This is a genomic window from Providencia hangzhouensis (assembly GCF_029193595.2).
GTDB classification, from domain to species: domain Bacteria; phylum Pseudomonadota; class Gammaproteobacteria; order Enterobacterales; family Enterobacteriaceae; genus Providencia; species Providencia hangzhouensis.
The window spans coordinates 1,854,937-1,867,501 of the sequence record NZ_CP135052.1 but is presented as its reverse complement, the minus strand read 5'-3'; the positions used below and the strand labels follow the sequence as shown (position 1 = coordinate 1,867,501).

Genomic DNA, 12,565 nt, shown 5'->3' with positions numbered 1-12,565 from the left:
GGTTAGCGATCCACATCCGACATTACAAAATCGATACTACCCAGATAGACGATTAAGTCTGAAACTAAACTACCTCTGATCACGGCAGGAATTTGCTGCAAGTGAGCGTAGCTTGGCGTACGAATACGCGTACGGTAGCTCATTGTGCTGCCATCACTGGTTAAGTAGTAGCTGTTGATACCTTTCGTCGCTTCAACCATCTGGAATGACTCATTTGCTGGCATCACCGGCCCCCAAGACACTTGTAAGAAGTGGTTGATCAGGGTTTCGATATGCTGCAACGTGCGCTCTTTTGGTGGCGGAGTTGTCAATGGATGGTCAGCTTTGAAAGGACCTTCTGGCATATTCTTATAGCATTGCTCAAGAATACGAATACTCTGGCGCATCTCTTCTACTTTGATCATCACACGGTCATAACAGTCACCGTTGTGAGCGATAGGAATATCGAACTCAAAGTTTTCATAACCTGAATATGGACGCCATTTACGCACGTCAAAATCAACGCCTGTTGCACGTAATCCAGCCCCTGTTACACCCCATGCCAGCGCCTCTTCTTTAGAGTACATTGCTGTCCCAATAGAGCGACCTTTTAAGATGGAGTTTTTCAGTGCAGAAGTCACATAAGACTCTAAACGTTTTGGCAACCAGTCTAATAACTCACGCAGCAGTTTTTCCCAACCACGCGGTAAGTCGTGCGCAACACCACCGATACGGAACCATGCAGGGTGCATACGGAAACCGGTAATCGCTTCAATCACGTTGTAGACTTTTTGACGGTCGGTAAACGCAAAGAAGACAGGGGTCATCGCACCAACGTCTTGGATATAGGTACTGATGTACAGTAAGTGGCTGTTAATGCGGAATAACTCAGACAGCATGACACGAATGGTTTTCACGCGATCCGGCACTTCAATGCCAGCCAGTTTTTCAACGGCCAACACATATGGCATTTCATTCACACAACCGCCGAGGTACTCGATACGGTCAGTGTAAGGAATGTAGCTATGCCATGACTGGCGTTCACCCATTTTTTCAGCACCACGGTGGTGGTAGCCAATGTCAGGTACGCAGTCAATAATTTCTTCACCATCCAGTTGTAATACGATACGAAACGCACCGTGTGAGGATGGGTGGTTTGGCCCCAAGTTTAGGAACATGAAATCTTCGTTTTCATTTCCACGTGCCATGCCCCACTCTTCTGGTTTGAAAGTCAAGGCTTCCATTTCCAGATCTTGTTTCTGCTTAGTCAGAACAAAAGGGTCAAACTCAGTCGCACGCGCAGGATAATCCTTACGCAGTGGGTGACCTTCCCAGCTTGGTGACATTAAAAGGCGACGTAAATTTGGGTGACCTTGGAACGTTATACCGAACATATCCCACACTTCACGCTCATGCCAATTCGCATTCGGGAACAGGGAAACAATAGACGGCACGTTTAAGTCTTTCTCATTAAGAGCGACTTTTAACATGATATCGCGGTTACGATCGATAGAGATGAGGTGGTAGAAAACACTAAAGTCTGCTTCTGGCAGACCTTGACGGTGAATTCGTTGACGTTCATCTACCCCATGTAAGTCAAATAACATGACATACGGTTTTGGTAATTTCTTTAGGAAATCGACCACTTCCAGTAACTGTTCACGACGCACCCAAAGCACTGGCATACCAGTGCGAGTTGCTTGAACAGAAAAGGCATCCGGCCCAAATTGATTGCGCAGTTCCAGAAGCACAGGGTCGTTTAAGTGATCCTGTGTCTGCCATCCTGGCTGGTTACTACTCGCTTGCGCTATCTGATCTGTCATCATTCTTCACCATAACGCTTGATCAGGTTTATTATTTCGCAACAACATTGCTCTGTTACGCTGTATGGCTTTAAGCCTTAAATTTCGTCTGGTGTACGCAGGTTTGTCACTGCAATACGTTCACCGTGCTTTCTTTCTCTTTCTGATTGCATATTGGCACGGTAAACCCCTTGGTCTCCAACAACCCAAGACAGCGGTCGACGCTCTTTACCGATAGATTCTTGCAACAGAAGCAGAGCCTGCATATAGGCTTCTGGACGCGGTGGGCAACCTGGGATATACACATCCACAGGAATAAATTTATCGACGCCTTGTACAACAGAGTAAATGTCATACATACCACCAGAGTTGGCACATGAACCCATGGAAATAACCCATTTTGGTTCAAGCATTTGGTCATACAGACGTTGAATAACAGGTGCCATTTTTGTGAAACAAGTACCTGCTACTACCATGAAATCGGCTTGACGAGGTGAAGCACGCAGTACTTCTGCACCAAAGCGGGCAACGTCATGAACAGCCGTGAACGAAGTCACCATTTCTACATAGCAACATGAAAGACCAAAGTTATATGGCCATAGAGAGTTTTTGCGCCCCCAATTAACCACATCGTGAAGTGCATGAGAAAGTTTTCCCATGTAAACACTGTTTTCAACTTGCTGCTCCAGTGGATCGGTAACGATTTCCTGAGTTTGCAGTGGGTAACGGTCGTTCTCACCGTTCGGATCTATGCGGGTGAGCGTATAATCCATTGTATAATGCCTCGCTTTTTACTGCGGATGACGATTGCTGATTTTAATAACTTCACTAGGATGCTTTACTTTTCCGCGGGAACGGACTGGAGTCCAATCCAATGCCCCAACGCGGACGAGGTAAAACAGTCCCGCCAACAATACCAAAATAAAGATCGCGGCTTCGATGAAACCTACCCAACCGGCTTCGCGGATGGCGACTGACCATGCAAATAAGAACATGGCTTCAACATCGAAGATAACGAAAAACATGGCAACTAAGTAAAACTTAGCAGACATGCGGAGACGTGCACTACCGACCGAGTCGATACCTGACTCATAAGGAACATGTTTTGTTCTGGCTTTGGCGCGGCTACCTAGAAAGTGACCTGCGACCAACATGAAAGCACAAAGACCGATAGTGCCGATAAGGAATATCGCAAACGCCCAGTTATGGGCTAACGCTAGGATTGATGTAGACATACTCGTTGCTTACTCATTACTTATGGTGTGTTAGCTGCTCTTTTTTACATCACGGCAGTATTGCACCACAATTGCCCAGTTAATCGAGAAGAAAGACCAAAATTGATCACAAACTAAAATATCACCAAACTTAAATCAGCCTGTTGACTGCGTTTGGTTTGTCCTCTCTCATTACAATTTATTTCACTTAAACTAAGTAAAATAACCCGTATTTGTTACAAAAACTTCACACTTCGAAAACAACAGAACAACAAAAAGTACTCATAATCTGCTAAAACGTGTCAGTGTAATGATACTCAAGTAAACACGCAAACTAGTTTAACTGATTATTCGTTTTTACTACACCATTATCTCAGGAAAAACCTGTCTTAACAGATGAAAAATTGCTCTTTTTATTTGATCTAACGCACACTTTTATTGAAAAAGTACTCAATTTGTTTACATAGCATTCAATTTAACTTTAAGTCTTTGTAACTCTTTTTAACGCATTACTTCAAGTAACTAACTGACATTACAGCGCTATTTTATCTATTCAATAAAAAAACATTGTTAATAACATAACAAATTGTTAACCAAACAATGAAATTCAGGTTATGCCAGCTACATCACAATTATTTCATGGTCTTTCTTATTTAACCATACTTATTAAGTGGTTATTTGCTTTTTTTATGAGCGGAAATTAATAAAAAATCGATAAATTTGAACTCGATATCCTACTAAGGATATCACTGGACATTATTTAAACATGCATAAAAACAAATTTCTCGATACCGTTTCCCAATATTGAAAATTGAGTTCCACTGCATGAAATAATCGTTTCAGTTATTACCAACGAATCCGTTAAACTGTTATCTAACAACTTAACCTACCCGTGCGTTAACCATTTAACCAAAAATAGCTATCTCAGTCGCCACACGAGCCTTCTTTAGATTGCGATTAACACATTGATTTTATTTGTACACAGCCAATAACACATTGATCACAAACAAGTGATTCAGTAATAAACTAACAAAAATGATATAAAAAAACGGCAATCCCAAGATAATTGGAATTACCGCCAGTACAATAAATCGATTAGATATTGCGATTAAAGCAACCAGATGAATCGATTAACTTAATTACTTTCCTCGTTGCTATCCATCAACTCACTTGCTGAGGCTGCCACATAAGGAATTTTTTTGTTTTCAATCGCACCGAATACCGTCAGAACAAAATCTTTTTGTTCGTCTGCGTTTTTATATAACCAATACTGAATATCAGGTAAACGTGGTAACCCATCAGCTTCATTCAAAATACGTAAATCTGCATTTTGCATTTCCATTGGCCTTGCAGTTACCCCTACTTCCGCATTAACTGCTGCACGAACAGCAGGCAGAGAAGCCGCTTCATAAGCAACATGCCATGACAAACCTGCATCATCAAGGGCACTAGTACAAAGTTTACGATATGGGTTAGTTTCATCCATAACAACTAATGGGATCGGCTCATTCGGACGCAATTGAAAATCGGGTGCGCTATGCCACAAAACAGGCACGGTTCTTAAAGCCGTTTTAGGATGGTGGCTAATTCTTGCCGTTGTTAATGCAAGATCTATCTCATGGTTATCAAGCATTGACTCAATAAACTGAGCTCGTTTAATGCGTACTTCAATTGCAATTCTTGGATAGACAGACGCGATACGATTAAGCAAGAAAGGTAATAGGATATCGACGGTGTCATCAGATGCACCGATGCGCAATTCACCATCAGCGTCATTATAAGTTAATGATGCCGTTGCATCGTCATTGGCGCGCAATATTTGCCTTGCGTAGCCAAGTAATTGCAATCCATGTGCGGTAAGCAGTTTATTTCGTCCATGACGAGCAAAAAGCTCACGACCGACTAATTGTTCTAAACGTTGCATTTGCTGGCTCACAGCAGATTGTGTTCGACAAACGGCTGCAGCTGCAGCTGCAAATGTATTAAGATCTGCGACAGCAACGAAAGTACGTAGCAAATCAAGATCTAGGTTCATGATGGGACGATTGGAATTTATCATCGTTCATTCTCTTATATAATTTTATGTTACCTGGTGTTTCTGCTCTCCTCCATGAGAATCAGCGAGTTTATAGCGACTACTAAGCGAGTGCATTTCTAATCCATAGATCTGCAATAACTTCTAATTATTTTACTTTTCCACCCTGCTCATCATTTATAATTGATAGAGCACGTGTGCAAATAGCATACTTCCAAAAATCAAATAATTTTAATAAAAAGGGGATGTTTTCCTAAAAAACAAACTAACAAAGCGCTTTCTAGAACACGCTTAAATAGTAACATATTTAATGTAATCACAATTATTTTAATGTAAGCACATTATAAAATTCGTTTCACTATTTACCTATAGTTATATATATCAATTAGTTACAATTTTAAGTAACACTTTTTGTTAATAAAAATGACTCGAAACAATCAATATTACTAACAAAATCACACTAATTATTATAAAAAAAGGCTATTACAGCAAAAAAATCATGTCTATTTTAATGATTCAATGCTTAATATTACATTTTGATACAAATTTTCCTTTTTCCTCTGTTTTTCTGCTTTTTTACTTTTTATACTCCAAAACATCAATAAATGTTAAAATTATAATCCAGACAATGCTATATTTTAGGAATATACAACTAACTTAAACTATATAATAAGATACCAAACATTACATTTAAGCGTAAACCAACCTTTTACACCAAAAATAACCTTGCATCTTCAAAAGCTTCTGAGGGAGGAGTAGAGTAAAGGAATAACGCCGGCTCGACCAATGTAACCCTTAGGGTAATGAGAAAACTATGAATAATCTAACTAAATCCAGTAAGCTCGATAATGTTTGCTATGACATTCGTGGGCCCGTCTTAAAAGAAGCTAAACGCCTAGAAGAAGAAGGCAACAAAGTCCTCAAACTCAATATTGGTAACCCGGCCCCATTTGGTTTTGAAGCCCCAGATGAAATCCTAGTTGATGTCTTGCGTAATCTGCCTAGTTCTCAGGGTTATTGTGATTCAAAAGGCTTATATTCTGCCCGTAAAGCGATTGTGCAGCATTACCAAGCTCGCGGTATTCATGAAATGACCGTGGAAGATGTCTACATTGGTAATGGCGTTTCTGAATTAATCGTACAAGCCATGCAAGCGCTGCTTAATAATGGTGATGAAATGTTAGTGCCTGCGCCTGATTACCCATTATGGACCGCTGCGGTTTCCCTTTCAGGTGGGAAAGCCGTTCATTATATGTGTGATGAGCAACAAGGTTGGATGCCTGATATTGAAGACATTCGCAAAAAAATCACCCCAAGAACGCGTGGTATTGTGGTCATAAACCCAAATAACCCAACCGGTGCGGTCTACAGTAAAGATCTGTTAATGGAAATTGTCGAATTGGCTCGCCAGCACAATCTTATTATTTATGCTGATGAGATCTACGATAAAATTCTTTATGATGATGCTGTACATCACTCTATTGCTGCCCTCGCCCCTGATTTATTAACCATCACATTTAATGGTTTATCTAAAACTTATCGCGTCGCTGGTTTTCGCCAAGGTTGGATGGTATTAAACGGCCCGAAAAAACATGCAAAAAGCTATATTGAAGGTTTAGAAATGCTGGCCTCGATGCGCCTGTGCGCTAACGTTCCAATGCAGCATGCTATTCAAACTGCACTCGGGGGCTACCAAAGTATCAGTGAATTTATTCAACCAGGTGGTCGTTTATATGAGCAACGTAATCGTGCATGGGAGTTGATCAACCAAATACCGGGCGTTTCATGTGTCAAACCACAAGGTGCTCTGTATATGTTCCCAAAAATCGATATTAAACGATTTAATATCTATGACGACCAGAAAATGATTTTAGACCTATTGTTACAAGAGAAAGTGTTATTAGTTCAAGGTACCGCATTTAACTGGCCTGAACCCGATCACTTTAGAATTGTCACATTACCTTATGCAGATGACCTTGAAATGGCGATTAATAAATTTGGCCGTTTCCTTGAAGGTTATCGCCAATAAAAATTTTATCAAACATAAAGTGAAAGCCTCCTACTCCGGAGGCTTTTTTATTCTAAATCGAGTCATCATTAATAGACTGTATTATTCTGATAATCAAATAATAGAAATAAAATAAATTGCCACCAGGAAAAAGCCCAATAATATAAATGGAAAATATTTCATATTGCCTCTTTATTTCCGAATTGAACATTCATTATATTTTTTTGATTCTATAATTCAACACAATTAAAATAACAGTTAAATTAAAGTCAGATCCTGATTATATTATTATGATCATCTTAATATGAAAATAAATATTAATAAATAATTACGAACTAGTAACTTATTAAAAAACAATAAAAATATATCACTACCACATTATTTCCGTTATAATTTTAGTTGTTTGCAGACACCACAGAAGAGGACTTATGAGCTACTTTTTCGCCCACCTTGCTAGAATGAAACTCATTCACCGCTGGCCTTTAATGCGCAATGTACGAACTGAAAACGTTTCGGAACATAGCTTACAAGTGGCTATGGTTGCCCATGCTCTTGCTATCATCAAAAATCGTCGATTCGGCGGTCAGGTTAATGCAGAACGAATAGCCATGTTAGCCATGTACCATGATGCGAGCGAAGTTATCACTGGAGATTTACCAACTCCGATTAAATATCATAATCAGCAAATTGCTCATGAATACAAAAAAATAGAGAAGTTCGCCCAACAAAAATTACTCGAAATGCTACCAGAAGAACTGCAAGATGACTTCCGTGAACTAATTATTGAAGATTTACAAACTGATGAAGAACATTCATTGGTTAAACAAGCTGACTCATTGTGCGCTTATTTAAAATGTTTAGAAGAGCTTTCCGCGGGTAATAGTGAATTTAAACTTGCAAAAAAACGCCTAGAGAAAATATTAGAAGAAAGAAAAAGCCCTGAAATGGATTATTTTATGGAAAAATTTGTCCCAGGTTTTAAACTTTCCCTTGATGAAATCAGTAATTAATTTTTTTAGTAGGAATAATAAATATTCCTACTCTGCATAAGCAGTTATTAATTATACTTCGTTAAATGCCGTAGAACAGTCAGACGATGACGGGAAATGCACATACAGCCGCTTAAAGTCCCCATTAACCCCCAAAACCACTTTTCCTTTATCTTCAAAGGTAATAGAACAATAAAAGCTCGATTTTGTACGATATTTTTTGCCACTTTTAGTTGTTATTTCAACTACCCAGTAATCATATGAATCATTAATACCGATCTCATATTTAAATGCAAAAATATCTTTCATAACTGCTTTATTGGCAATATTAGACAAAGTTTGTGAACTGGGATATTTTTTCGTTCTGCTATTACTAAGGTTATTAACATAGTGCTCAATGACAACAGAACTTAAGTCTTCCCCCCAAAAGTTTTCAAATGTTGCCAAGCCCAAATAATACCTTTCCGGTGTAGCAGTTTCTTTATTCATATTATATATTCCTCACATTGATTTGTCAGAAATAAGCTAGCATTTCATTTATCAAATGAAAAAACGAATAAATATTAACGCTTACGTTTTTTTAATAGAAAACCATCAATAACGATTTGCTTTTCATTCGTTATTGATGGTAATTTTGAAATTATAAATAACAAAGATTAATTAAAGGGAAATAATACCGGTACAACCAAAATACTAATTAGCATTACGATAATAGTAAACGGCACACCAATTTTTAGGAAATCAGCAAATTTATACCCACCAGGCCCTAAAACTAAGGTATTCACTGGTGATGAAACTGGGGTCATAAAGGCAGCGGATGCGGCTATCCCAACAATCATGGCAAAAGGAAGTGGTGAAACCTCCATTTGACGCGCCGCCGCAATGGCAATCGGCGCCATTAACACCGCAGTTGCGGTATTGGAAATAAATAAGCCAATAGTGGCGCACAAAATAAACAGGCACAATAACATCACGTGTGGCCCTAACCCACCGGCGACTTTCATTAACGCATCGACAGCAAGCGCAATCCCCCCTGTTTCTTGCAATGCTAGCGCAAAAGGCATCATCCCAACAATTAAGATAATACTAGGCCAGTGAATTGACTTATAAGCGCTTTCCATATCGATACAGCGAAATTTCCCCATTAACAAACAGGCAATAAGTGCTGCAATAAAATTAGGAATTTCATTGGTCACCATCATCGCGACCATTAGCGCCAAACAAAACAAGGCATGAGGAGCCTGAGATGCAGCGGGTGCAACGGCCTCGACTTCAGCAGCTAGGTTCAATACAATAAAGTTACGCGGCTTAGTCGATAAAATTCGGATCAATTTCCAATCACCAATAACTAATAAAATATCACCTAACCTAAGCGGTTCATCAACTAGCTTTCCATCCAGTGCCTTGCCATCTCGACGAATACCAACAACGTTCAAACCATAACGAGTACGAAATTTAATGTCCCTCAACGATTTCCCCAATAGTTCGGAATCAGGGTTCATCGACACTTCAGCCATTCCCACATCACGTGATTGGTCTGAAAAATAATCTCCCCGTAAAATCATCGGTTCAAGAAGTTGCTCGCTACAAAATTGGCGCAAATCGTCATCACTCACGGATATATCGACTAATAAAACATCCCGCTCGCGTAGCTCGGTTCCCCCCGTTGCACTCACCATCACGCGACGGAATTTACGCCAACGCTCTATCCCAACCACGTTAGCTTCATAACGGGAGCGAAGATGCAGTTCATCAAGCGTATGGCCTATGAGTGGCGAACCTTTTCGGATAGCAAGGCGGCGAGCTCTACCCGTCAATTTGTAATCACGAATTAAATCACGGAAAGTACGTCGATAACGCTCAGGGAGTTTGTCGGGTTCATTACTGCCTAGCCAACGCCTTGTTAGCCACATGTAGGCAATACCGGCTAATAAAATGAGAATGCCTATAGGGGTAATAGAGAAAAATTGAAAGCCTTTGATCCCCTCTCGTACTAACTCACTATTCACTACCATATTCGGTGGCGTGGCCACCAGTGTCATCATTCCACTGATAAGCCCTGCGAAGCCCAATGGCATCATCAACCGGCTAGGGGACGTTTTCATGCGTGATGCAACGCTTAATACGACGGGGATAAAGATAGCCACCACTCCTGTGGAACTCATAAAAGCCCCTAACCCAGCGACGGTGAGCATTAAGAAAACCAGCATTTTGCTTTCGCTGCTTCCTGCAACGCGAACAAGCCAGTCTCCCATTTGATAGGCTATCCCTGTGCGAACAAGTCCATCACCAATAACAAACAATGCTGCAATTAGCAGGACGTTGGGGTCAGCAAAACCTGCGGTAGCTTGTTCTAGCGTTAAGGTATCGCTCAGTACAAACGCGACAATGACAAGTAACGCGACCACATCCATGCGAATTTTATTTGTGGTAAATAGAACTATCGCAATCAATAGGAGGGTTAAGACCCACAGCAATTCTCCGTTCAAAATATCCCCTTTCGACGAAAAAAACATTGCTAAGAATTTTATTTAGTTAAGCATGTTTTACGGAGAATTTCTTTGATTAAATCACCATTAAGTCAAATTAGACACGAAAAGTTCATAATCACCATTATTGTCAGGTCCCATAACGGAAATTTGTTCCAATGAACTCACAATTACTTGAATTTCATCACGACGAGGCATCCCTTCTGGTGCATGGACTGCCACCACTTGGCAACCGGCTGTTAATGCTGAATGGATGCCTGCCTGTGCATCTTCAAAGGCAATACAGGATTTTGCAGGAAAAGAAAGTGCTTGGGCACCAAGTAAAAACGGCTCTGGGTCAGGCTTACCTTTGGACACTTTTTCAAATGTTACCCAATGTTTAGGCTCTGGTAACCCTGCCGCTTGTTGACGCCCATGAGCAATTGGTACAGTACCAGAGGTGACAATTGCCCACGGTGCGCCAATTTCATTTAAACGCGTCAGCAAAGCAATAGCGCCAGGTAGAGCAACAACGCCCTCCACATCTTCGCTTTCCATTTTTTCTAGCCAATGGAAGTATTCCATAATTTCTTCATCACTCGCCTCGGGTAAAAAATGGCGCAAACTGGTCATTGCGGGTTTACCATGAATATAGCTAATAACTTCGTCCGCACTTTTACCAATACGCTCACCAAATGTGCACCAGCAACGTTCAACGACTGCGAGTGAATCCGCTAACGTACCGTCTAAATCAAATAGAAACCCTTTTGCCTTTAATTTCACATCTACCCCTTTAATTTTGCAATTCACATAACATAAAAAGTTGAATCGATTCTAGCCCACTAGTTAACGCTAAATAGGCGCTCATACGCAACCTCAATATTAAAAATAGTTAAGAATTGAGCCTAAGACATAAATTTGAATGCGCTAGGGCTGTTGATCTTTGTGTTTTTTGAACGACATGGTGATTTCTGTTGTATTTGCTTTTTTACGAAATCATTATATTGCTCCTGTACCACACACGAAAAATGCAAAATTTACAGTTGGTTAGTACATTTGTCGATATTAACCACTTGTAATTTCATGGTGGGTAGTTAAATACACCACTGAATTAGGCTGATAATTTCACGGCTAGTAGAGAGTAGCTTAAATTCTCTATTTTATTTATTTTAAATCATGTTGTTATGAAAATATCGCAAGCTGAAACATTTGGTTACATAGTTTATTTCTATGTACATTAGAACTTACTGGGCTTACCGCAGTTTGGTCTATTTTTTGCTCGATGATTATTCGATAATGATTCATTTTTGGTGTTTTCCTGGAGTTATATAGCGATATTTCAACTCGTTTACGCTAAGTCACTTATCCTAGAGAGATACAAACTGGCCCTCCGGTTTACAGTCCATTCATCAGCTTTTATTATCCTTAACTCAAATCTTACCGTGCGCACTGGCTGAGATGACCGAAATTAATCGATAATTATGTTGACCTAACCCAATTTGTCATTCTGGATAAAGGATATCGCTATGCCAACTCCATGTTATATTTCCATTGAAGGAAAAACCCAAGGTAACATCACTGCCGGTGCATTTACGGCGGATTCTGTGGGTAACATCTATGTACAAGGTCATGAAGACCAAATGTTAGTGCAAGAGTTTTCTCACGTTGTGACTGTACCGACAGACCCACAATCCGGCCAGCCTTCAGGCCAGCGTGCACATAAACCCTTCCGTTTTACCGTGGCGTTAAACAAAGCGGTTCCGCTGCTGTATAACGCATTAGCGTCTGGCGAAATGCTGCCGAAAGTGGAACTCAAATGGTACCGCACCTCAGTTGAAGGGAAGCAAGAGCATTTCTTCACCACCACATTAACGGATGCGACTATCGTGAATATCGATTGCCAAATGCCGCATTGCCAAGACCCCGCGAAAGCGGATTTCACGCAGTTAATCGAAGTCTCTCTGTCTTACCGTAAAATCGATTGGGAACACACCGTTGCAGGCACATCCGGTGCCGATGACTGGCGTGCGCCGCTCGAAGCGTAAGTTCAAATTTAGCGAGCCTTTCGAG

The 12,565-nt window shown here is 40.4% G+C and carries 10 protein-coding genes; 3 read left to right on the top strand and 7 right to left on the bottom strand.

Going from position 1 to position 12,565, the window contains the following annotated elements; translation table 11 throughout:
* Positions 1 to 2: 2 nt before the first annotated feature.
* The 4 genes from nuoC to PZ638_RS08170 all read right to left on the bottom strand — a co-directional run bounded on the left by nuoC (position 3) and on the right by PZ638_RS08170 (position 5,054).
* Positions 3 to 1,805, bottom strand: coding sequence for an NADH-quinone oxidoreductase subunit C/D (nuoC, locus tag PZ638_RS08185; protein ID WP_004259810.1), 1,803 nt, complete (start codon positions 1,803 to 1,805; stop codon positions 3 to 5).
* Positions 1,806 to 1,879: 74 nt separating this feature from the next.
* Positions 1,880 to 2,554, bottom strand: coding sequence for a NuoB/complex I 20 kDa subunit family protein (locus PZ638_RS08180; RefSeq protein ID WP_004912254.1), 675 nt, complete (start codon positions 2,552 to 2,554; stop codon positions 1,880 to 1,882).
* An 18-nt stretch (positions 2,555 to 2,572) separates the two neighbouring features.
* A complete protein-coding gene (locus PZ638_RS08175) occupies positions 2,573 to 3,016 on the bottom strand; it encodes an NADH-quinone oxidoreductase subunit A (RefSeq protein ID WP_004259806.1) in 444 nt (147 codons plus the stop codon).
* A gap of 1,114 nt (positions 3,017 to 4,130) precedes the next feature.
* Entirely contained in the window at positions 4,131 to 5,054 is a 924-nt protein-coding gene (locus PZ638_RS08170; RefSeq protein ID WP_036958083.1) for a LysR family transcriptional regulator, read from the bottom strand.
* A gap of 790 nt (positions 5,055 to 5,844) precedes the next feature.
* Between PZ638_RS08170 and PZ638_RS08165 the strand changes: the two genes are divergently transcribed.
* Together PZ638_RS08165 and yfbR are read left to right on the top strand one after the other, a co-directional pair.
* Positions 5,845 to 7,059, top strand: coding sequence for a pyridoxal phosphate-dependent aminotransferase (locus PZ638_RS08165; protein ID WP_004259802.1), 1,215 nt, complete (start codon positions 5,845 to 5,847; stop codon positions 7,057 to 7,059).
* 407 nt (positions 7,060 to 7,466) lie between these two features.
* Entirely contained in the window at positions 7,467 to 8,048 is a 582-nt protein-coding gene (gene yfbR / locus PZ638_RS08160; RefSeq protein ID WP_004259798.1) for a 5'-deoxynucleotidase, read from the top strand.
* A gap of 51 nt (positions 8,049 to 8,099) precedes the next feature.
* Here yfbR and PZ638_RS08155 read toward each other — a convergent pair whose 3' ends face one another.
* From PZ638_RS08155 to PZ638_RS08145, 3 genes are all read right to left on the bottom strand, one after another.
* Complete coding sequence (locus tag PZ638_RS08155) at positions 8,100 to 8,516, bottom strand: hypothetical protein (protein ID WP_226616966.1); 417 nt, start codon at positions 8,514 to 8,516, stop codon at positions 8,100 to 8,102.
* A gap of 167 nt (positions 8,517 to 8,683) precedes the next feature.
* The gene (locus tag PZ638_RS08150; protein ID WP_004259790.1) at positions 8,684 to 10,516 is read right to left on the bottom strand and encodes an SLC13 family permease; all 1,833 of its coding nucleotides are present in this window, start codon (positions 10,514 to 10,516) and stop codon (positions 8,684 to 8,686) included.
* Positions 10,517 to 10,603: 87 nt separating this feature from the next.
* Positions 10,604 to 11,278 carry a sugar phosphatase gene (locus PZ638_RS08145; RefSeq protein WP_206277486.1) on the bottom strand — a complete coding sequence of 225 codons (675 nt, stop codon included), beginning with the start codon at positions 11,276 to 11,278 and terminating at the stop codon, positions 10,604 to 10,606.
* Between the two features lie 743 nt (positions 11,279 to 12,021).
* Here PZ638_RS08145 and PZ638_RS08140 point away from each other — a divergent pair.
* On the top strand, positions 12,022 to 12,540 hold the full coding sequence (locus PZ638_RS08140) for an Hcp family type VI secretion system effector (protein ID WP_004246976.1): 519 nt from the start codon (positions 12,022 to 12,024) through the stop codon (positions 12,538 to 12,540).
* The last annotated feature ends 25 nt before the right edge of the window (positions 12,541 to 12,565 follow it).